A 22,204-nucleotide genomic window follows, 5' to 3' on the forward strand; every position below is an offset into this window, starting at 1 on the left:
GTATAAAATTTAAGCAAAGACTTAGTAAAAATACAAAAAAAAGAATCAGTTTATTTTTATTTAAATTTTGCTTTTAAGCAAAATTTAAATAAATTTTACAATCTCATCAAAACTAAAACGATTTTTTTGAGGATTTTTTTCATCGTTGCAATATCCTAAAGCCACCACTAAACTTGATCTTTCTTTTTGAATATCAAGTGATAAATAAGAATCAAGCTTTTCTTTATCAAAACCACCTATAGTACAGCTTGCTATATTTAAAGCATTAGCACTGTAAAGTATGCTAGCTAGAGCTATATGAGCTTGTTCTCTTGCATAAGATATTTTTTGTTCTTGATTTAGAGATTTTAAAAAAGGCATGTAAGTATCTAAGCGTTTTTGAATTTCTGCTTCACTCATATCTCTTTTTCTAAGTTTTTCTTCAAAATAATCCAAAAAATCAAGTCTTGAAATGATGATAATTAATGCAGCACAATCTTTTACATGTTTTTGTTGGTTGCAAATTTTAGAAAGTTCTTCTTTTCTTTTCTCATCTTGCACTACTATAAATTTCCAAGGTTCCAGTCCTAAGGAGCTAGGGCTTAATCTTGCTATTTCTAAAATAGAATTTAAATCCTCTTTTTTGAGTTTTTCATTTTTAAAATTTCTACAAGAATATCTTGTGCTAAAAATTTCAAGTTCTTTTTTCATTATTTTTCCTTGTAAAATTCGACGACTTCATTAAAATTTAAGCGTTGAGTAGAATATTTTGGTTCGTGGGCTTTATATCCTAAGGATAAAATTACAGCAGTTTCAAAAGGATAAGTTAAATTAAGAAAATCATCAACCTTAGCTTTTTCAAAGCCGCCTATCATACAAGAATCAATACCTAAGCTGATTGCAGCTAGTGACATTTGCATCATAGCAAGATAGCATTGAAGTTGTGCATAATGATAGAGTTCATTATTATTCATTGCATTGGTTTTACGGGTGTAAATTTCTAAAATTTTTTGAAAATTTTCTTCGCTAGAACCTGAGAAGCGACGCACTTGTTTTTGTGCAAATTCATCTTTGCTTTGAAGATCTTTTCTTGCTAAAAAAATGATATTATGACTCGCACTTGCTACATTTTGTTGATTGTAACATAGAGTTGAGAGTTTAAGATTGTGTTCTTTTTGTTCTAATACTACAAATTTCCAAGGCTCAAATCCATGCGAGCTTGGGGCTAATACTCCGCTTTCTAGGATAAAATGCAAATCCTTTTCATTGATTTTTTTATCATTGAAAAGTTTACAAGCTCTACGTTTTGAAATTAGTTCTTTAAAATTCATTTTGTTCCTTAAAATCAAAAAATAAATAATATTAATTATAAAATGCAAAGCTTAATCAAAAAATATTGTAGTTTGATATTTTTCTTAAAAACAAAACCGGATTTTTCAAAATCCATTTTTTGGATATAAAATTCATGAGTTAGAATTTGTCTAAAAAATCTTTCAAAGATAAATTTTTTCCAAGTCTCTTAATTTCTTTCATATTTAAATCCCTTAAATTTCAAAAATCTCAGGTTTTAATTTTAAAAGTAGGCAAAAAGTTGCCAAAACAGCTTGTTCTTGCATAAATTCACGATCTCCATCTAAATAAAGCATTTCTTGGATAAAAGTTCCATCTCTAAACATTGCACCTATATAAATAGTGCCTGATTTTATCCCCACTTTATCTTTTTCGCCAACTACTCCGCTAATAGCTAAGGCAAAATCAGGATTAGCCGTTTTAAAGATACCTTTTAGCATAAAATAAACACAACGTTCACTGTATTCGCCATTATTTTCTAAGACGCTTTCGCTAATTCCAAGCCATTCGTGTTTGATGCGGTTGGAATAACTTACAATAGAACCTTCAAAAATTTCACTTACACCTGAAATTTTGGTTAAGGTACTTGCACAAAGTCCGCCTGTGCAACTTTCAGCAAAAGAAATTTTTAATTTTTTTTCTAAAAGTTTAGAAATTATGAAATGTATAGGATCTTTTCCTAAAAATACTTTTTGACCAAAAAGATTTTTTACGCTATTTAAAAAACCATCAAGTTTTCCAAAATTAGCACAAGTGGCCTTAATAAGCACAAGATTATCCAAAAGCTTGGTTGATTTTATACTTATCTCGTAAGATTTTGTTAGGGTTTGTAGTAGTAATATAGCGCTTTCATCATCCATGCCAAAAATGCAAAAATATGCAAAATTTAATTTTATATGCCCAAGAAGATTGGGTAATTTTTCGCTTGGATTTATTTTAACGACATTGATTTTTGAATTTGAAAAATTACACACAAAGCTATTTTTACTAAATTCTGCCTTATCTGGAACCAAGGTATCATCTTTTAAGATAAGATTATCATCATTTAAGGTTGCTAAAATTTTAGCAACAGTTGCATAATGCAAAGGGCTTGTAAAAAGTGTGATAAAATCATACTGATTTAAGAGATTTTCAAGTAAAAAAGGTAAATCTTTATCGGTTTTATTTTGTATGCGAATTTCGTTAATTTCTTTAAATTTTTCTTCATAGGTTCTATAAATATAATTTTTGAATTTTTCGTTTATAGTAAGCTCATCTCCTATAAGATAAAGCAAATGTTTCATAAATTTTCCTTTTTTTCTTATAATTATAGCCAAAAACAAAGTAGAAATTAAAGCTAATTTGAGTAGAATTTAAGATTATTAAAAATTAGGTGGAAAAAATGGATTACAAAGAAACTCTACTTTTGCCCAACACTACTTTTGCCATGCGGGCGAATTTAGCGGAACTTGAACCGCAAAGATTTAAAAAATGGTTTGAGCAAAATTATGCTTATAAGAAAATGAAAGAAAATCGTAAAAATGCAAAAAAAAGTTTTACCTTACACGATGGTCCCCCTTATGCTAACGGACATATCCATATAGGACATGCTTTAAATAAAATTTTAAAAGAAACTATTATTAAAACACATTATTTTAAAGGTGAGAGTGTGCGTTTTACTCCAGGATGGGATTGCCATGGTTTGCCTATAGAGCAACAAGTTGAGGTAAAACTTGGAGAAAAGAAAAAAAACTTAAGTAAGAAAGAAATTCGTGAATTTTGTAGGCAGCATGCGAGTGAATTTGTAGATATCCAAAGAGAAGAATTTAAAAATTTAGGTATTATTGCAGATTGGGATAAGCCTTATTTAACTATGAAATTTGAGTTTGAAGCAGCTATTTATAGGACTTTATGCGAGATTGCTAAAAAAGGCTTACTTTGTGAGCGTTCTAAACCTGTTTTTTGGAGTTGGGCGGCTAAATCAGCCTTAGCAGAAGCTGAAGTAGAGTATCAAGATAAAGAAGATTATTCTATTTTTGTGGCTTTTGATTTAGATGCAAATGCTTGTAAAAAATTAGATGTTTCAAAAGCAAGTGCAGTGATATGGACAACAACTCCTTGGACTTTGCTTGCTAATCAAGCTATAGCTTTAAATCCTAATGAAAATTATGTGATCACTAAAGAAGGTTTTATTTTTGCAAGTGCTTTACTTAAAAGTATGGTAGAAAAAGGGCTTACAAGTGGTGAAATTCAAAAAGAATTAAATGCTAAAGATTTTGAAAAACTTGAAGCAATTAATCCTTTAAATTTAAGAAAATCCATTTTAATCATGGGCGAGCATGTTTTAATGGATGGTGGAAGTGGACTTGTGCATACAGCACCAGGACATGGAGAGGATGATTATTATGCTTGTTTAAAATATGATATTGAAGTTTTAATGCCTGTAGATGATAGTGGATGTTATGATGAGACTTTAAGAACTAAAGGACTTTTACCTTCGCATTTGCTTGAAGAATTTATAGGACTTCATATTTTCAAAGCCAATGAGAGAATTTTGGAACTTTTAGGCTCTCAGCTTTTACATTCTTCTAAATTTATACATTCTTATCCATTTTGCTGGAGAACTCATAAACCTGTAATTTATAGAGCTACTAAACAATGGTTTATTTTAATGGATGAGCCAAAAATTCAAGGAAAAACTTTAAGAGAGTGTGCCAAAGAACAACTTTTAAAAACAACCTTTTACCCACGAAGTGGGATAAAAAGAATAAGTTCTATGGTAGAAAATCGTCCAGATTGGTGTATTTCAAGACAAAGAGATTGGGGAACGCCTATAGCCTTTTTTAGAGATAAAAATACTAAAGAAGTGATTTTTGATGATGAACTTTTTGACTTTGTAGCAGCTATTTTTGAAAAACAGGGTGCTGATGTTTGGTGGGAATATGAAATTAAAGATTTAATCCCTGCAAATTCAAAATACAAAGCTGAAAATTTAGAAAAAGTTTATGATATTTTAGATGTTTGGTTTGATAGCGGAAGTACTTTTAATGCGGTTTTAAATAGCGGACTTTATGATGCGGGAGAGAAAAAAGCTAGTATGTATCTAGAAGGAAGCGACCAGCATCGTGGTTGGTTTCAAAGCTCTTTACTTGTGGGCGTAGCCACTAATGAAAGTGCACCTTATGAAAGCATTTTAACTCATGGTTTTACTACGGATGAAAAAGGACAAAAAATGTCTAAATCTAAAGGCAATGTGATCGCTCCTGAATATGTAGCTAAAACCTATGGAGTTGAAATTTTAAGACTTTGGATACTTTTAAGTGATTATTCAAGTGATTTAAAAATTTCAGATAATATTTTAAAGCAAGTTAGTGAACAATACCGTAAAATAAGAAACACTATAAGATTTTTACTTGCTAATACCAATGATTTAAAAGATTTAGAAGTTAAAGAATTTAGTTTTATTGATAAATGGATATTAAGTCGTGCAACCAAAGTTTTTAAAGCAAGTAAAGAAGCATTTTTTGCTTATGAATTTGCTAAAGGTTTTAGTTTGCTTTTAAATTTTTTAAGTGCAGATTTAAGTGGGATTTATCTTGATATCAGTAAAGATAGGCTTTATTGCGATAGTGAAAATGCTCAAAGAAGAAAATCCGCTCAAGTGGCTATGGCTTTGATAGCAAAAGAGCTTTTAAATTTACTTGCTCCAAATTTAAGCTATAGTGTAGATGAGGCTTTAGAACATGCTAATATTTTAATCAAAGGTGATGCAAAAGATGTATTTGATCTGAGTTTAACTCATGATTTTGATTATGATTTTGGTATAGATGATACATTTTTAATGAGTGCTAGAGAGAAATTTTTTGAACAAATTGATATGCTTAAAAAAGATAAAATCATTAAATCTACTTTGGAATTAAATTTAAATATCAGTTTTGATAAATTCTCAAATGAGGAATTAGCCGATTGGTTTATGGTAAGTCAAATCAGTAATGAAAATGAAGAAATTTTAGCTGAATTCGAAGCGGAGAATGAGAAATTTAAAATCACCAAAGCTTCGCTTTGTAAATGCCCAAGATGTTGGAAACTTCAAAGTAAAAATGAAGAAACACTTTGTTTAAGATGTGAAGAAGTTTTAAAAGGGGTTAAATGCTAGAAAATCCGATTCCAAATAGTATTATCATTGCAACTATAGTGGTGGTTTTAGCTTTTAGTGCTTTAGCAGTATTTTTGATCAAAAAAACAAAGGAAAATAAATGATAACTTTAAAAGAAGCTTTAAAATACTCCAAAGAAGAACTTGAAAATTTGAAAAAAGAACTCAATGAAAAAGCAAAAAAAGAAAAAAAGTTAGGTGCTTATATTGAGCAGTTTTTAGATAAAGATTTAAGCGTTTCAGGTGAAGGTGTACCTGTGGCTATAAAAGATAATATTAGTGTAAAAGGTTGGGAGCTTACAAGTGCGAGTAAAATTTTACAAGGTTATATTGCCCCTTATGATGCAAGTGCGATTGTCAATTTAAGAGCCAATGGTTTTGCGCCTTTTGGACGTTGTAATATGGATGAATTTGCCATGGGAAGTTCAACAGCGAGTTCTTGTTATGGTAGAACTTTAAATCCTTTAAATTTTGAGCGTGTTCCAGGAGGATCTAGTGGAGGGAGTGCGGCTGCAGTAGCTAGTGGTTTAGCTTTGGCAAGTTTAGGATCTGATACAGGTGGATCTGTACGCCAGCCTGCGGCTTTTTGTGGTTGTGTAGGATTTAAACCAAGTTATGGAAGAGTGAGTCGCTATGGTTTGGCTTCTTATTCTTCGAGTTTGGATCAAATTGGAGTTTTAACGCAAAATGTAGAAGATGCAGCTATTTTATATGATGCAATCGCAGGATATGATAAGATGGATAGTACAAGTGCAAATATTGAGTTTATTAAAACAGCTCCAAAATTAAATGCTAATAGGAAATTAAAAATCGCAGTGATTGAAAATTATATCAATGATGCAGATACTGAAGTAAAAAATGCACTTTTAAGAACCATAGATATGTTAAAAGCTAATGGACATGAGATTGTATATAAAAATTTGCTTGACTCTAAGTTTGATATCGCAGCGTATTATATTATCGCAACAGCTGAAGCAAGTGCAAATTTAAGTCGTTATGATGGAGTGCGTTATGGCAAGCGTTCTGAAAATATCCAAAATTTAAAAGATATGTATGTAAATACACGTAGTGAAGGTTTTGGAGAAGAAGTAAAAAAAAGAATTTTGTTAGGAACTTTTGTTTTAAGTAGTGGATATTATGATGCGTATTATATCAAAGCACAAAAAGCTAGAGCTTTTATCAAGGCAAAATATGAAGAAATTTTAAAAGATTGTGATCTTATTTTTATGCCAGTAACTCCTACAACAGCTTTTAAATTTGATACTCAAAAAAGTCCTATGCAAAATTATTTAGAAGATGTTTATACTATCTCTGTAAATTTAGCAGGGCTTGGAGGTATTAGTGTACCTATAGCACAAGATAAAGAAGGGCTTAATATATCAGCACAACTGATTTGCAAAGCTTATGATGAACAAACCTTGTTAGACGGGGCTTTAAGTTTAGAACAAATGATTAAAAATTAAGGATGGAAGATGAAAATTGTAAAAAGAGCTTTAACTTTCGAAGATGTATTGTTGCGACCTGGGTATTCTGAAGTTTTACCTAAAGAAGTAAAAATTCATACCAAGCTGACAAAAAATATTGCTTTAAATATGCCTTTAATTTCTGCTGCTATGGATACAGTAACTGAACACAGAGCTGCTATTATGATGGCAAGACTTGGGGGACTTGGAGTGATTCATAAAAATATGGATATAGCTTCTCAAGTTAGAGAAGTAAAAAGAGTGAAAAAAAGTGAAAGTGGAGTGATTATTGATCCTATTTTTGTAAGTCCTAAAGCAAGTGTTTTAGAAGCTTTAGAAATTATGGCTGAATATAGAATTTCAGGTGTTCCTGTAGTAGATGAGGATAAAAAACTTATAGGAATTCTTACTAATCGTGATTTAAGATTTGAGAACAATTTTTCAAATTTGGTTGAAAATGTTATGACTAAAATGCCTTTAATCACAGCTCCAAAAGGTTGTACTTTAGATGATGCAGAAAAAATTTTTAATACAAATAAAGTAGAAAAACTTCCTATAGTAAATGAACAAGGACATTTAGAAGGACTTATTACCATAAAAGATCTTAAAAAACGCAAAGAATATCCTGATGCAAATAAAGATAGTTTTGGAAGATTACGTGTAGGTGCAGCTATAGGAGTAGGGCAAATGGATCGTGTTGATGCTTTGGTTGAAGCAGGTGTTGATGTTGTTGTGCTTGATTCTGCACATGGACATTCTAAAGGTATTATTGATACAGTAAAGGCAATTAAAACTAAATATCCAAATTTAGACCTTATTGCGGGAAATATTGCTACAGCAGCTGCAGCAAAAGCACTTTGTGAGGCAGGTGTTGATGCGGTTAAAGTAGGTATTGGGCCAGGAAGTATTTGTACTACACGCATTGTTTCAGGTGTAGGCGTACCTCAAATTTCAGCTATTGATGAGTGTGTTGAAGAAGCAAATAAATTTGGTGTTCCTGTGATAGCTGATGGGGGGATTAAATATTCAGGCGATATTGCAAAAGCCTTAGCTGTAGGTGCAAGTTCTGTTATGATAGGATCGCTTTTAGCAGGAACAGATGAAAGTCCAGGAGAGCTTTTTACTTATCAAGGAAGGCAATATAAATCTTATCGCGGTATGGGTTCACTTGGAGCTATGCAAAAGGGGAGTTCGGATAGATATTTTCAACAAGGCACAGCCCAAGATAAACTCGTTCCTGAAGGTATAGAAGGGCGTGTTCCTTATGTGGGAAGTATAAAAAATGTGGTGCATCAACTTTTAGGAGGTTTACGTTCTTCTATGGGTTATGTAGGGGCTAAAGATATAGAGGATTTTCAAAAAATGGCTGAATTTGTTGAGATTACTACTGCAGGGCTTAAAGAAAGTCATGTGCATGATGTTACTATTACCCATGAAGCACCAAATTATAAGGTTAATCATCAATGAGTTTTGAGGAAAATTTAAAAAATGCTAATGAAGCTTTAGAAAAGTTAAACAATCAAGATCTTGCTTTAGATGAAAGTGTAAAAATTTACAAAGAAGGTTTAGAGAGTATCAAAAAAGCAAGACTTGAGCTTGAAAAAGCAAAATTAGAAGTGGAGCAAATCGATGAGTAAAATAGCGGCTTTACAGTTTCCAACTTTAGCTTTAAGTGAATCAAGACTTGATTATTATCTCAAAGCTTCAAAAGACAATGGGGCAAATTTAGTGGTTTTAGGTGAATACGTGATCAATAGTTTTTTTACAGAACTTTTGCATATGCCAAAAAATATGATAAAAGAACAAAGTGAAGCTAAAAAAGAAAGCTTGATTAAACTTGCTAAAAAATACGAATTAGAAATCATCGCTCCTTATGTAAGCGTTGAAGCTAAAAGTTATAAAAAACTTTGCTTAAAAGTTGCTCCAAATAGTATTAAAAGTTATGAACAACAAATTTTAATGCCTTACGAGCATTGGAATGAAGAAAAATTTTTCAGTAATAAAACCCAAGTAGAATTAAAAATTTTTACCTTTAATTATGAAAAATTAAAATGTGCTTTGCTTTTTGGTTTTGAAACACATTTTGATATTTTTTGGCAGCAGATTATGACAAAAAAAATTGATTTGGTTATCGTTCCTAGTGCTTGTACTTTTGAAAGCAAACAAAGATGGGAAGAGCTTTTAAAAACAAGAGCTTTTTTAAATTCTACAAGCATTTTAAGAGTTAATCGTATAGGCAAGACAAAAGATGAGTGGAGCTTTTACGGCGATACTCTGTTTATCAATGCTTTTGGTGAAATAGAAAGTAAGCTAGGTTCTGAAGAAGAAATGCTTATCATAGAGCCTAAAAAAAGTGATGAAGCAAGAAAAATTTGGGCTTTTGATAAAATTCTTAAGAATTTTTAAAGGGGGCAAATGTGAGAAAAATTTTGCTTCAAATTTTAATTTTTAGTTTTTTGTTTATAGCAATTTTTTCCATTAATCGTATTCTGATGCAAAATGATTTTATTTTGAGGGGGGTATCTGCTGAAAAAAATGAAATTATTTTGATGTATCTTTTAGGTATTTTTCATGATATAAGATTTTTAAGTGCAGTATTTTTGCCACTTTTGCTTTGTGGTTTTTTAAGTTTAATTTTTTCTAATATTAAAAACAATAAACTGGTAGCGTATGGTAAAAAAATTTATTTGATTTTTTCAAGTATTTATATAATTATTATTTCTTGTCTTTGCATAGGATTTTCTTATGCGAAATACTATTATTACGAAATTTACAAGACCAAATTTGATATTTTTATGTTTACCTTAAAAGATGATAATGCAAAAATAATTTTAAGTATTATTTATCATGATTATCCGATTTTAAAAATTCTAGTTTTAATGTTAATTTTTGGAATTTTTTGTATTTTTTTAAATTTGAAAATATTAAATTTAAAATTAAAACCTATAAATTTGAGATTTCTTACCTTGGTAGTTTTAAATTTGATATTAATTGTTGTTTATATTGTAGCTTTAAGAGGACCTTTTAAGCATGTAGCTATAAATGTACAAAATTATTCTTTTAGTGAGTATGGTGTTGTAAATGATACAATGTTAAACCCTATTATGGCATTTTCTTGGGCTTTAAAACAATATAAAGAAGCAGCAGCTTTGAAGGTTATCACGCCTTTGAAAGCACAAGAACTTAAAGAAAAACTTTTTGATTATTTGTATCAAAGTCCTATAAATCTAAAAGCTGAAAAGAATCATCCTAGCGTATTTGTTAACTTAATGGAAAGTTTTGGGCTTAATTTGGCTGATTTTACAAATGCAGAACATAATTTTTTAGGTGCATTAGACAAACATTTTAAGCAAGATTTTTTATTTAAACGCTTTTTAAGTTCTAGTAATGGAACTATACCAAGTTTTGCAAACTTATTTTTTATAAGTCCATTTTCTAATATTTCTACAAGTAAATTTCAAAAAACTTATTTGGATTTAACGCCTGTTGCTGTTTATAAAAAAGCAGGATATAAAGTGATTTTTGTGAGTGCAGGTAATGGATCTTGGCAAAATATCAAAAATTATCTTAGTATTTTAGGTGTAGATGAGATTATAGATGAAAATACCTTAATGAAAGAATACAGTGGAGCAAAAGATAGTGAAAATGGTTATGGAGTGGCTGATGAATTTTTATATAAAAAAGTTTATGAATTACTTGAAAAAAATCCATACAATACTTTTATAATTGCTCTTACGATATCCAATCATCCACCTTATAAAATTCCACAAAATGATTTGCCAAAATTAGAAAACATTCCACAAGCTTTACTTGATATGCTTCCTTATGAAAAAAACAAACAAGACAACATTATCAAAGCTTATACTTATGCAAATAATGAATTTGGAAAATTTCTAGATAAAGTAAAACAGAGTTCTTTTAAAGATAGTGTCATTATAGCAGCAACTGGAGATCATAGGGTGCGTGAAATGAATATAAATTTAAATTCGCAAAAAGCTTTTGCTTATAGTGTGCCTTTTTATCTTTATGTTCCCAAGGATTTGCAAGATGGTATTTACTATGATAAAAATCGCATAGGATCACATAAAGATATTTTTCCAACTCTTTATGCTTTAAGCTTAAGCAATGTTAAGTATTTAAGTATGGGCGGAAGAAATATGTTAGCAAAACCAAGCGATGAGAAGTTGGAATTTGGGATTAATGATGCAGTATGGATAGATAAAAAAGGTGTTTATAGTGGTGATAAAGGATATTATTTTAAAAACAATGATACTCTAAAAGATACAAATCAAGCTTTTGAGCTTGATGAATATCATAAGAATTTTGCTAAATTTTACAAAGACTTAAATTTATATCAATTAGCCAAGCGTTTAGGGTCGGTGAATTAGAGTTTATATTTTATTTTTAGTAAAAAAGTGCTAAAATTTAGCCTTTAAAATACAAAGGTTAAAATAATGCAAAATATCCATTTTATCGGTATAGGTGGTATAGGAATTTCTGCTTTAGCAAGATTTTTAAGAGAAAAAGGTTTTAAGATTAGTGGAAGCGATCTTAAGGAAAGCAAAATCACTAAAGAACTTGAAAAAGAAGGAGTAAAAGTAAGTATTCCTCATCATAAGGAAAATGTATCAGGTAAAGATTTAGTAATTTACTCTGCTGCTATCAAAGAAGAAAATCCAGAATTTAAATACGCTAAAGAATTAGGCATTAAATGTCTTTCACGCAAGGAATCTTTACCTCTTATTTTAGAAGATAAACGCGTTTTTGCAGTGGCAGGAGCACATGGGAAAAGTACTACTTCAAGTATTTTAGCTTCTTTGGTTAATGATGCTTCTGTGATTATTGGGGCGATTTTAAAAGAATTTGGTTCTAATATGATTTATAAAGAAAGTCAAAATCTTATATTTGAAGCCGATGAGAGTGATAGTTCTTTTTTAAATTCAAATCCTTATTTAGCCATAGTTACCAATGCAGAAGCAGAACATTTAGATCATTATGGCAATGAAGTTTCAAAACTTCATAATGCTTATATAGAGTTTTTAGATATAGCTAAAATTCGTGTGATTAATGCTGAAGATGAGTTTTTAAAAAATTATCAAAACCAAGCGATTAAACTTTATCCAAGCAAAGATATCAAAAACTGTAGCATGTGTATAGAAAATTTCAAGCCATTTACAAGTTTTGAACTAAAGGATTGGGGAGAATTTAGAGTTTTTGGTATGGGATATCATTTAGCACTTGATGCGTCTTTGGCGATTTTAGCAGCTTTAAATTTTTTAGATATAGAAACGATAAGGACTAGGCTTAAAAACTATCAAGGTATTAAAAAGCGTTTTGATATTTTACATGCAGATCAAAATTTAGTTTTAATCGATGATTATGCCCATCATCCAACCGAAATAAAAGCAACTTTAAGCGCAGCGCAAGAATATGCAAGATTAGGTGGATATAAGAAAATCACTGCTATTTTTGAGCCTCATCGTTATACTCGTTTGGCTACAAATTTATATGAATTTGCAAAGGCTTTTGAAAGTGTTGATGAGCTTGTAATTTTACCTGTTTATGCCGCAGGTGAAGAGCCTATAGAACTTGATTTAAAAGCAGTTTTTCCTAAGGCTTTATTTGTAGAGGATATTAAAAGAGAAGGTAAATTTTTAGTAGCTTCTAAGGGGCAGGTTTTTGAAGAAGGGCTTATTATAGGTTTTGGTGCAGGAGATATCAGCAATAAATTAAGGCAAAAAAATGAGTAGGTTTTTTTTATATCTTTTAATCATCTTAATTTTAGCCTTAATTGCTTTTGCTTTACGTGAAAAATTGGGTAAAAAAACTAAGTCTTTTTTTGGTATTTTATTTATAATCTATATTATTTTGGTGGTATTTTTTGAATTTGAAAATACGAAAAAAAGTCATTTAAGAACAGATATTATCGTTGCTTTTAATCAAAATAAAAATATTTTATGTAAAAATGTTAATGTATCTAAGGCATATTTTAATTATGAATTTGGCACAGGAAGTTTTATTTCAAAGGATAATAATCGAAGTTTTAATTCTTTAATTATAGATATTAAAGATTGCAGGTTAAATGATGAATGATACTAAAGAAGAATTGATCTCAAAGCTTGATTTAAATGGCTATTTGGAGGAGTTTAAAACTCTTTTTGCAAGAGATAAGGAGATTTTTTTGCAAGGAGATTCTAGTCTTCATTTTAAACGCGTACATGAGCTTTGCGAGGTGGAATTTCCTAGTATGCCAAAACTTAGCAACCTTGATAAAGCTTTAGTACATTTAAGCAAACAAGGAATTTTGCATTTAGATGAAATTTTTGAATTTGTGAAAATTTTTCGTTATTTTGAAAAGTTAAAAAAGTTAAAATTAGGGGCAAATTTGGATTCTTGGTTGCAAAAGATAGAATTTGTTAGTGGGGCTTTAGAACTTTGTTTAAATTTTGATGAAAAGGGCGAATTAAAAGAAAGCTTAGATGAAAGACTTATAAATTTAAATACAGCTTTAAGATTTAAAAATGAAACTATAAAGGCTGAGTTTAAAAAACTTATTTATACTAAATTACTTAGTCCTTATTTGATCGATACACAAATTCATCTTATAAATAACTTTGAAGCTTTGCTTGTAAGGGGTGGATTTAATCATGTTATCCAAGCAAAAATCATAGGTAGAAGTAGTGGTGGTGGCTTTTATATCGTGCCTTTAAGTGTTGAAAATTTACAAAATGATATAGAAAAAATCAAAAATCAAAAAGAAGAGATTTATTATGAATATGCTAAAAATTTTTCTATTTTTTTAGCTAAAAATTTACCTTTTTTAAAATTTATTAATAGTGCTTTTGATTTATTTGATCATTATAGTGCTAGGGTTTTGCTTGCTAAAAAGAAGGATTATGAATTTATTTTATGTGAAAACTCAAATGAAATTATACTTAAAGATTTTGCTCATCCTGCCTTAAAAAATCCAAAAAGTGTAAGTTTGGAATTTAAAAAACAAGTTTTAATCATCACAGGGGTTAATGCAGGTGGAAAATCCATGCTTTTAAAATCCATATTAAGTGCGGCATTTTTAGCTAAACATCTTTTGCCTATGCATATAAAAGCAAGCGAAAGTAAAATTGGAACTTTTAAAGAATTTGATGCCATTATAGAAGATCCGCAAAATGTCAAAAATGATATTTCAACTTTTGCAGGAAGAATGCTAAATTTTTCTAAGCTTTTTTCTAAAAAAAAATTGCTTTTAGGTATCGATGAAATAGAACTTGGAACGGATTTTGAAGAAGCGGCTTGTTTGTATAGCATTTTGATTTTAAAACTTATAGCTAATGATCTTAAAATCATCATCACCACGCATCATAAACGCCTTGCTATGCTTTTAGCAAAAAATGAGCAAGTTGAGCTTATCGCTGCTTTGTATGATGAAGAGCTTTCACGCCCAAAATATGAGTTTTTAAAAGGAACTATAGGGAAATCTTATGCCTTTGAAACCGCTTTGCGTTATCAGATTCCGCCGAATTTAGTTAGCGAGGCTAGAAAACTTTATGGCGAGGATAAAGAAAATTTAGAAGAGCTTGTAGGTAAAAATATTAATCTTGAATTAGAACTTAAAGCCAAGCTTGAAAATGTTAAGAAAAAAGAGCAAAAAGTCGATGAAATTTTACTTTCTTTAAAAGATCAAAAAGAAAAAAATGAACAAGAATTTCGTGTGAATTTGAGAAATTTGGAATTTAAATTTCACAAAGCTATAGAAGAAGCCAAGAAAACTATACAACTTAAAGACACAAAAGACAAACAAAGAAGTCTTAATAAAGCCAATGAACTTAAAAAAGAAATCATCTTGCCAAGTATGGAACAAAATGAAGAATTGCGTGTGGGGGATTTTGTAAAATATGAAAAGATTAAGGGTAGAATCATAGGTATTTCTAAAAATGATGCTATGATTGAAAGTGATGGAATTAAACTTCGTGTGCCTTTAAAACTGCTTAAAAAAAGTGGTGCGATGCCAAAAAAAGTAGTAAAAACAAGTATAAGCGTAAGCAAACCAAGCAATCTAAGCGTAACTTTGGATTTACACGGGCTTAGAAGTGATGAGGCTATTTTGAGGCTTGATAAATTTATTTCAGATGCTTTGCTTGCAGGCTTTGATGAAGTTTTAGTATATCATGGTATAGGAACAGGAAAACTTGCCTTTGCGGTAAGAGAGTTTTTAAAAACACATAAAAGCGTAAAAAGTTTTAGCGATGCACCTATTAATCAAGGTGGCTTTGGTGTTAAGGTAGTGAGATTATGAAAAACATTATGATATTAAGCGGAGCGGGTTTGTCCGCTCCAAGTGGGCTTAAAACTTTTAGAGATAATGACGGGCTTTGGGAAGAATACGATGTGATGGAGGTTTGCTCCGCAACAGGCTTTAGAAAAAATCCTAAAAAAGTGCTTGATTTTTACGATGCAAGAAGAGTGCAACTTCAAGACGTAAAGCCAAATTATGCCCATGAAAAAATCGCACAATTAAAAGAAAAATGGGGTAAAAATCTTTTTGTTATCACGCAAAATGTAGATGATTTGCTAGAGCGTGCAGGTTGTAAAGATGTGATTCATTTGCACGGCTTTTTACCCCAACTTCGCTGTTTAAAATGCGAAGAAATTTTTAATATAGGCTATGAAAAAATCATAGATAAACAATGCCCAAAATGTAAAAGTAGGGATTTAAGACATAATATAGTCATGTTTGAAGAGCAAGCTCCTGCTTATGCTACACTTTATTCTTTACTTAATCAAACTTCATTGTTTATTAGCATAGGCACAAGTGGAGCTGTTTTGCCTGTGGGTGAGTATGCATCAATGTGCGAAAAAAGTATTTTAAATATCTATGAAAAAGATAAAAAATTAGAACGATATTTTGATAAAATTTATATAGAAAATATTATAAGCGCTATTGATAAAATTGCACTTGATATAGAAAATTTTATGAAAGATAATAATGTTTGATTCTTTGTTAAATGGGATGATTTTGGGTTTTGGGGTAAGTGTTCCTTTTGGACCTGTAAATATTTTGATCTTAACTTATGCGCTAAAAGCTTTTAAAAATTCTATAGCTGTAGGACTTGGAGCATTTAGTATAGATATGTTTTATCTTTTTTTGCTTCAATTTGGGCTTTTAAATTTCTTAGATAATATTATTTTTATGCGTTCTTTGGCGGTTTTTGGTTTTTGTTTTTTAACTTATATGGCGTATTTAATGCTAAGAAAAAAGAAAGAAAGTTTAAATTTGGAGCATAAAGAATTTAAAGAAAGTCTTTTTAAAAGTTATATTAAAGGAGCTTTTTTAAATGGTTCAAATCCTTTTGTAATAGGTTTTTGGCTTAGTACTGCAAGTATAGTTTTAAGCAGCGATCATGCTTATTTGATGACTTTAGGGCTTATTGTGGCTATACTTTTTTGGGTAAGTGCTTTAGCCTTTGTAGTGGCAAGATATAGTCATGTTTTTAGTGCAAAAGTTGTTTTTGTAATCAATATAATTTCAGCTATAATTATAGAGTATTTTGCTCTTAATTTATTATATAAAACTTTCTTAGGATAAAAAATGAATGCAAAAGAATTTTTAATCGAACTTTTAAAATTTAAATCCGTTACGCCAAAGGATGATGGAGCTTTAAATTTCATCGCTATGGAACTGAGTGATTTTGAAGCTTTTTTTATAGAAAAAGAAGGAATTAAAAACCTTTTGCTCACTAAAAAATTTAAAGACAAAGGTGAACATTTAGCTTTTGGTGGGCATGTAGATGTAGTGCCTGCAGGTGAGGGTTGGAGTAGTGATGCCTTTGCACCTGTGGAAAAAGAAGGCTTTATTTATGCAAGAGGTGCTCAAGACATGAAAAGCGGAGTAGCAGCTTTTGTAGATGCAGTAAAGAATGCGAATTTTAAAGGTGCAAGACTTAGTCTTATTTTAACAAGCGATGAGGAAGGCGAGGCTAAATGTGGAACAAAAGCCGTTTTAGAATGGATGCAAGAAAAAAATATACTACCCGATTATGCTGTGGTTGCAGAGCCAACCTGTGTTAAAAAAATCGGCGATAGTATTAAAATAGGACGTCGCGGTTCTATCAATGGAAAACTTTTAATCCGTGGGAAACAAGGACACGTTGCTTATCCTGAAAAATGTATTAACCCTGTGCATGATTTTGCACCGGTTTTAAAACTTTTAGCAGGTTTTGATCTTGATCCTGGAAGTGCAGAGTTTAGCCCTTCAAAAATCGTTATAACCGATATTCGCGGGGGTATGGGAGTGTGCAATGTTACGCCAAATGATTTAAAACTTATGTTTAATGTACGCAATTCCCCTGATACAAGCTTAGAAGATGTGAAAAGCTATGTAGAAAAAATTTGCCATGGTTTAAACTATGAGTTAGAGCTAAAACAATCAAGCGAAGCTTTTTTGACAAATATCGACAATAAAATCGTTCAAAAAATGAATGAAAGCATTCAAAAGATTACTCATGAGGTGCCAGAGTTTAATACAAGAGGTGGCACAAGCGATGCAAGGTATTTCGCAAAATATGGCGTAAAGGTAGTTGAATTTGGGGTTTGCAATGATAGAATTCATGCTATTGATGAAAGAGTAAATATAGAAGAATTTGAAAAACTTTGCCTTGTTTTTAGGGATTTGGTGGAGAATTTTTGATTGAGAAAATAAGAAAATTTAAAGTAGCTTCTCATTTAGGAGTACCTTGTAGTTATGGGCAAGTCAACTCTTTAAATTGTTAAAATTATAGCATTATTTTATGAACAGTGTTTGATTGTAAATTATTTTTTTAAGCAAAAATATTAGATAATGTAAAAATAAAATTACAAGGAATTACATGATTATTAACGGAGAAAAACTCGATTTTAAAGAGCTTAAATTTATGGATTTTATCAAAGAAAAAGGCTTAAAAATTGAGCTTATCGCTTTAGAATTAAATGGAAGAATAGTGCCAAAAAGTGAATTTGAAAATTTGATTTTAAAAGAAAACGATAAAGCTGAAATCGTAAGCTTTGTAGGAGGCGGATGATGAGAGTAAAATTTAATGGCAAAGAGCTTGATACAGATTTTAAAACGAGCTTGGAATTTTTTGAAAATATCAGCAAAAATGAAAATGATGTATGGATTATCAATGGTTTTGCAACAAAAGAGAATATTGCTTTAAACGAAAATGATGAGCTTTTTTGTATAGAAAGAAATGCCTTACCCCCAAAAGATGCACTTGATGCTATGATGAGAGCAAGACACACTCCAAAGCTCCATGATAAACTTAAAAAAGCAAGTGTGGCGGTGTGTGGTTTGGGCGGACTTGGATCACATATTGCGATAAATTTGGCAAGAAGTGGAGTGGGGTATTTAAAGCTTATTGATTTTGATGTGATTGAACCTAGTAATTTGAATCGTCAAGCTTACCGTGTGAGTGATTTGGGTAAATTTAAAACCGAAGCTTTAAAAGAGCAAATTAGCGAGATTAATCCTTATATCAGCGTTGAAATTTGCACTTTAAAAATCGATGAGAATAATTTAAAGTCTTTGTTTGAAGATATAGATATAGTTTGTGAAGCCTTCGATAGTGCCACAGCAAAAGCGATGATGGCGCAAAATTTTCATAGATTTTACAAAGATAGCGTTTTAATCTGTGCTTCAGGACTTGCGGGCTATGGTGATAGCAACAGCATACAAACAAGAAAAATTGCTAAAAATTTCTATGTGTGTGGGGATTTGGTAAATGGTGCTAAAGTAGGAAATGGACTTATGGCACCACGCGTGAATATTTGCGCAGGACATCAAAGCAATCTTGTTTTAGAGCTTTTAGCAAATAAGGAGTAAAAATGCAAGAAAATTTAAAAAATGATAAATTAAAAATAGGCAAATATGAATTTGATTCAAGATTTATTTTAGGTTCTGGAAAATATTCGCTAGAGCTTATAAAATCAGCTATAGAAGAAGCCAAAGCAGAAATCATCACTTTAGCCTTACGTCGTGCAAATACAGGTGAAATTGCTAATATACTTGATTATATCCCTAAAAATATCACACTTTTACCTAACACTTCAGGTGCAAGAAATGCTGATGAGGCTTTACGCATTGCAAGGCTTTCAAGAGAGCTTGGTTGTGGAGAACTTATCAAGATAGAAGTGATAAGCGATAGTAGGTATTTGTTGCCTGATAATTATGAAACGATTAAAGCTTGTGAGCTTTTAGCTAAAGAGGGTTTTACACCTCTACCTTACATGCATGCCGATCTTTACGCAGCTAGAGCTATGCGTGATGCAGGAGCTGCGGCTATCATGCCTTTGGCAGCACCTATTGGGAGTAATAAGGGCTTATGTGCTAAGGAATTTATACAAATTTTGCTTAATGAAATTGATTTGCCTATTATCGTAGATGCAGGTATTGGAAGTCCTGCACAAGCTTGCGAAGCTATGCAAATGGGAGTAAGTGCGGTGATGGTAAATACAGCCATAGCTGAAGCTGAAGATATAACCTTAATGGCTAGAGCTTTTTCCTTTGCGGTAAATGCAGGAAGAGCGGCTTTTTTAGCAGGTTTAGCAAGTGTGAATGAAGCTAAAGCAAGTTCTCCATTAACAGGCTTTTTAAGGGATTGATTATGCAAGATTATATGCAGCATTTACCTCATATGCAGGAAATAAAAAGTGAAATTTTAAACAAGGTTTTAACTCAAGTTCAAAGCTATGATGAGAGTCAATTTAGCGCTAAAGATGTTAAAAATGCTTTAAATCAAACGCATTTAAGTATAGAGTATTTAAAAGCCTTGCTTTCAAGTGCGGCTGAAGATTTTATAGAAGAATTAGCTTTTAAGTCGGCCAAAACCAAGCAAAAATATTTTGGAAATTCTATCTCGCTTTTTACTCCGCTTTATTTGTCAAATTATTGTAATTCTAAATGTGTTTATTGTGGTTTTCAAAAAGGAAATAAAATCGCAAGAGCTAAGCTAAGTGAAGCTGAAATTCACGAAGAAATGCAAGCTATTGCTAAAAGTGGTTTAGAAGAAATTTTAATGCTAACAGGTGAGGGTAGGGAGTTTGCAAGTGTAGAATATATAGCAAATGCTTGTAAGATAGCTAGAGAGTATTTTAAAGTTGTAGGCGTTGAAATTTATCCTATGAATGAAGATGAATATAAAATCTTGCATGAAAAGGGTTGTGATTATGTAACCGTTTTTCAAGAAACTTATAATCCTTTAAAATATTCTAAAATTCATTTAGCTGGTGAAAAACGCATTTTCCCTTATCGTTTTAATGCTCAAGAAAGAGCTTTAAAAGCAGGTATGCGTGGAGTAGCATTTGGAGCACTTTTAGGTATAGATGATTTTAGAAAAGATGCACTTGCTACGGCACTTCATGCGCATTTTTTACAACAAGCTTATCCTCATGCTGAAATTTCTATTTCGGTACCTCGTTTAAGACCTATTATCAATAATGCTAAAATTCATCCTAAGGATGTGAGTGAAAAACGCCTTTTGCAAGTACTTTGTGTTTATAGACTTTTTTTGCCTTTTGCGGGCATTACTATTTCAAGTCGTGAACGAGTGGGCTTTAGAGACGAGGTTATCAAGCTTGGTGCTACTAAAATGAGTGCAGGAGTTAGCGTAGGCATAGGTGAGCATAAGGGCGAGAAAAAGGGCGATGATCAGTTTGAAATTTCAGATGATAGGAGCGTGGATGAAATTTTAGCTATGCTTAAAAGATCAAATTTACAAGCTGTGATGAGTGATAGTATCTATGTGGGATAAAAAAATCATTGCCATAAGCGATAGAAAATGTGTAGAGATAGATTTTTTGAAGCAGATCGAAAAACTTGCTAAGGCTAAGGTAGATGCTATAGTTTTAAGAGAAAAAGATTTGAGCGAATTTGAGTATTATGGCTTAGCAAAAGAAGTTTTAAGCATTTGCGTAAAGCAAAAAGTGACTTGTTTTTTGCATTCTTTTGATAAGGTTTGTTTAAAGTTAGGACACTGTTATTTTCACGCACCGCTTTCTTTGCTAAGAAAAGAGCCTAAATTAACAAAATATTTTCATGTACTTGGTACTTCAGTCCATAGCAAAGAAGAGCTTTTAGAGGCGATGAGCTATAAGGTAAATTATGCTTTTGTAGGGCATATTTTTGAAAGTTCTTGCAAGGCGGGTTTAGAGCCCAAGGGGCTTGATTTTTTAAAGTCCTTGCTTAAATTTAGTCAAATTCCTCTTTATGCTATAGGTGGAGTAAAACTACAAAATATTGCAAATTTTAAAGATCTAAATGTAGCAGGAGTTTGCATGCGTGAGATTTTAATGCATGAAAAAGATCTTAAAAAGTATCTTTTAGAATGTAGGCAAAATTTACGATGAATAAAATTCTTTCTTTACCAGAAGATTTAAAGCAATTAAAAGGTGTTAATTATAAAAAATTTAAATCTTGCACTTTTGCTAAATATACACAAACAGATACTTCTTATTCTACTTTTGTTAATGTGGGAAGTCATCTCTTAACTTTTGTTCGAAAAGGATATAAAATTTTACATACTGCATCAAAAGATTATAAGATTAATTCTTATGAAACTTTGTTTTTAAAAGCAGGAAGCTATACCCTAAGCAATGTAGGACTTAGCAAAGGAGTTTATGAAGCTTATTTATTTTTCTTTGATAATGCATTTTTAATTGATCTTATTTACAAGTATAAAGATTTTTTTAAGCTGGATCAAAAGTTTCAAAACCATGAAATTTTTTGGGTAAAAAATGATAAGATTTTGCAAGGAATTTTGGAAAGTTTTTCACCGCATTTTGAAGAAAATACACAGATTTTAGATCCTATAGTGAGTTTGAAATTTGAAGAAATTTTTTTGCATTTGCTTTTAAATAAAAATCTTTATTTTATTAGTTTTTTATCAGGAATTTTAAAAGAATTTCGTCTCGATCTTTCTCAACTTTTTGAGTATTGTGGTAGAGAATTTTTAAGTGTAAATGAAATGTCTAGTTTTGCGAAATTAGATTTAGCAACTTTTTCTAAAGAATTTAAGAAATGTTTTGGACAAAGTCCTAAAAAATGGCTAGATGAAAAAAGGTTGCAAAAAGCAAAGATTTTACTTAAATTTTCTAAAAAAAATATCAATGAAATAGCTAATGAGTGTGCTTTTTCTTCAGTGGCTTGGTTTATCGAAAGATTTAAAGAAAAATATGAGCAAACTCCTAAGCAATATCAAAAATCAAAAAACTTGTATTTTTTATCAAAAAACTAGCACATTTTTTTTATT

General features: G+C 30.9%; 22 protein-coding genes and 1 pseudogene. 19 read left to right on the forward strand and 4 right to left on the reverse strand.

Annotated features, from left to right (window positions below; all coding sequences use genetic code 11):
• Positions 1–84: 84 nt before the first annotated feature.
• From rdxA to ACOTU8_RS01440, 4 genes and pseudogenes are all read right to left on the reverse strand, one after another.
• Complete coding sequence (gene rdxA, locus ACOTU8_RS01425) at positions 85–690, reverse strand: NAD(P)H-dependent oxidoreductase (RefSeq protein WP_422341469.1); 606 nt, start codon at positions 688–690, stop codon at positions 85–87.
• Positions 690–1,310 (reverse strand): NAD(P)H-dependent oxidoreductase, encoded by a 621-nt coding sequence (locus ACOTU8_RS01430; protein ID WP_422341470.1) that lies wholly within the window; start codon positions 1,308–1,310, stop codon positions 690–692. Before ACOTU8_RS01430 ends, rdxA begins: the two co-directional genes overlap by 1 nt.
• Positions 1,311–1,345: 35 nt before the next feature.
• A pseudogene (locus ACOTU8_RS01435) lies at positions 1,346–1,468 on the reverse strand (hypothetical protein); the annotation flags it as partial.
• A gap of 55 nt (positions 1,469–1,523) precedes the next feature.
• On the reverse strand, positions 1,524–2,612 hold the full coding sequence (locus ACOTU8_RS01440; RefSeq protein WP_422341471.1) for a CinA family protein: 1,089 nt from the start codon (positions 2,610–2,612) through the stop codon (positions 1,524–1,526).
• A 98-nt stretch (positions 2,613–2,710) separates the two neighbouring features.
• On the opposite strand from ACOTU8_RS01440, the gene ileS reads away from it, so the two are divergent.
• The 19 genes from ileS to ACOTU8_RS01535 all read left to right on the forward strand — a co-directional run bounded on the left by ileS (position 2,711) and on the right by ACOTU8_RS01535 (position 22,189).
• Entirely contained in the window at positions 2,711–5,464 is a 2,754-nt protein-coding gene (ileS, locus tag ACOTU8_RS01445) for an isoleucine--tRNA ligase (protein ID WP_422341472.1), read from the forward strand.
• Complete coding sequence (locus tag ACOTU8_RS01450) at positions 5,458–5,568, forward strand: hypothetical protein (RefSeq protein ID WP_422341473.1); 111 nt, start codon at positions 5,458–5,460, stop codon at positions 5,566–5,568. The genes ileS and ACOTU8_RS01450 overlap by 7 nt, the downstream gene beginning before the upstream one ends.
• Positions 5,565–6,926, forward strand: coding sequence for an Asp-tRNA(Asn)/Glu-tRNA(Gln) amidotransferase subunit GatA (gatA, locus tag ACOTU8_RS01455; RefSeq protein ID WP_422341474.1), 1,362 nt, complete (start codon positions 5,565–5,567; stop codon positions 6,924–6,926). The genes ACOTU8_RS01450 and gatA overlap by 4 nt, the downstream gene beginning before the upstream one ends.
• A 9-nt stretch (positions 6,927–6,935) precedes the next feature.
• The gene (gene guaB / locus ACOTU8_RS01460; protein ID WP_422341475.1) at positions 6,936–8,393 is read left to right on the forward strand and encodes an IMP dehydrogenase; all 1,458 of its coding nucleotides are present in this window, start codon (positions 6,936–6,938) and stop codon (positions 8,391–8,393) included.
• Positions 8,390–8,563: an exodeoxyribonuclease VII small subunit gene (gene xseB, locus ACOTU8_RS01465; protein ID WP_422341476.1), complete on the forward strand. Its 174-nt coding sequence runs from the start codon at positions 8,390–8,392 to the stop codon at positions 8,561–8,563. The genes guaB and xseB overlap by 4 nt, the downstream gene beginning before the upstream one ends.
• A complete protein-coding gene (locus ACOTU8_RS01470) occupies positions 8,556–9,332 on the forward strand; it encodes a carbon-nitrogen hydrolase family protein (protein ID WP_422341477.1) in 777 nt (258 codons plus the stop codon). Before xseB ends, ACOTU8_RS01470 begins: the two co-directional genes overlap by 8 nt.
• Before the next feature lie 11 nt (positions 9,333–9,343).
• Positions 9,344–11,314, forward strand: coding sequence for an LTA synthase family protein (locus ACOTU8_RS01475; RefSeq protein WP_422341478.1), 1,971 nt, complete (start codon positions 9,344–9,346; stop codon positions 11,312–11,314).
• Between the two features lie 63 nt (positions 11,315–11,377).
• Positions 11,378–12,676, forward strand: a complete 1,299-nt coding sequence (gene murC / locus ACOTU8_RS01480) for a UDP-N-acetylmuramate--L-alanine ligase (protein WP_422341662.1) — start codon at positions 11,378–11,380, stop codon at positions 12,674–12,676.
• Positions 12,669–13,019, forward strand: coding sequence for a hypothetical protein (locus tag ACOTU8_RS01485; protein WP_422341479.1), 351 nt, complete (start codon positions 12,669–12,671; stop codon positions 13,017–13,019). Before murC ends, ACOTU8_RS01485 begins: the two co-directional genes overlap by 8 nt.
• Positions 13,009–15,219: an endonuclease MutS2 gene (mutS, locus tag ACOTU8_RS01490; protein WP_422341480.1), complete on the forward strand. Its 2,211-nt coding sequence runs from the start codon at positions 13,009–13,011 to the stop codon at positions 15,217–15,219. Before ACOTU8_RS01485 ends, mutS begins: the two co-directional genes overlap by 11 nt.
• On the forward strand, positions 15,216–15,917 hold the full coding sequence (npdA, locus tag ACOTU8_RS01495) for an SIR2 family NAD-dependent protein deacylase (RefSeq protein ID WP_422341481.1): 702 nt from the start codon (positions 15,216–15,218) through the stop codon (positions 15,915–15,917). Before mutS ends, npdA begins: the two co-directional genes overlap by 4 nt.
• Positions 15,910–16,509, forward strand: a complete 600-nt coding sequence (locus ACOTU8_RS01500) for a LysE family translocator (protein ID WP_422341482.1) — start codon at positions 15,910–15,912, stop codon at positions 16,507–16,509. Before npdA ends, ACOTU8_RS01500 begins: the two co-directional genes overlap by 8 nt.
• A 3-nt stretch (positions 16,510–16,512) precedes the next feature.
• Positions 16,513–17,610 (forward strand): succinyl-diaminopimelate desuccinylase, encoded by a 1,098-nt coding sequence (dapE, locus tag ACOTU8_RS01505; RefSeq protein WP_422341483.1) that lies wholly within the window; start codon positions 16,513–16,515, stop codon positions 17,608–17,610.
• 178 nt (positions 17,611–17,788) lie between these two features.
• Positions 17,789–17,980 (forward strand): sulfur carrier protein ThiS, encoded by a 192-nt coding sequence (gene thiS, locus ACOTU8_RS01510; RefSeq protein ID WP_422341484.1) that lies wholly within the window; start codon positions 17,789–17,791, stop codon positions 17,978–17,980.
• Positions 17,977–18,780, forward strand: a complete 804-nt coding sequence (gene thiF / locus ACOTU8_RS01515; protein ID WP_422341485.1) for a thiamine biosynthesis protein ThiF — start codon at positions 17,977–17,979, stop codon at positions 18,778–18,780. Before thiS ends, thiF begins: the two co-directional genes overlap by 4 nt.
• Before the next feature lie 2 nt (positions 18,781–18,782).
• Complete coding sequence (gene thiG, locus ACOTU8_RS01520) at positions 18,783–19,559, forward strand: thiazole synthase (RefSeq protein WP_422341486.1); 777 nt, start codon at positions 18,783–18,785, stop codon at positions 19,557–19,559.
• 2 nt (positions 19,560–19,561) lie between these two features.
• Complete coding sequence (thiH, locus tag ACOTU8_RS01525) at positions 19,562–20,707, forward strand: 2-iminoacetate synthase ThiH (RefSeq protein ID WP_422341487.1); 1,146 nt, start codon at positions 19,562–19,564, stop codon at positions 20,705–20,707.
• Complete coding sequence (locus ACOTU8_RS01530) at positions 20,697–21,302, forward strand: thiamine phosphate synthase (RefSeq protein ID WP_422341663.1); 606 nt, start codon at positions 20,697–20,699, stop codon at positions 21,300–21,302. The genes thiH and ACOTU8_RS01530 overlap by 11 nt, the downstream gene beginning before the upstream one ends.
• Complete coding sequence (locus ACOTU8_RS01535; protein WP_422341488.1) at positions 21,299–22,189, forward strand: helix-turn-helix domain-containing protein; 891 nt, start codon at positions 21,299–21,301, stop codon at positions 22,187–22,189. Before ACOTU8_RS01530 ends, ACOTU8_RS01535 begins: the two co-directional genes overlap by 4 nt.
• Positions 22,190–22,204: the final 15 nt, after the last annotated feature.

Source organism: Campylobacter jejuni, assembly GCF_049221745.1.
Classification (GTDB): domain Bacteria; phylum Campylobacterota; class Campylobacteria; order Campylobacterales; family Campylobacteraceae; genus Campylobacter_D; species Campylobacter_D jejuni_E.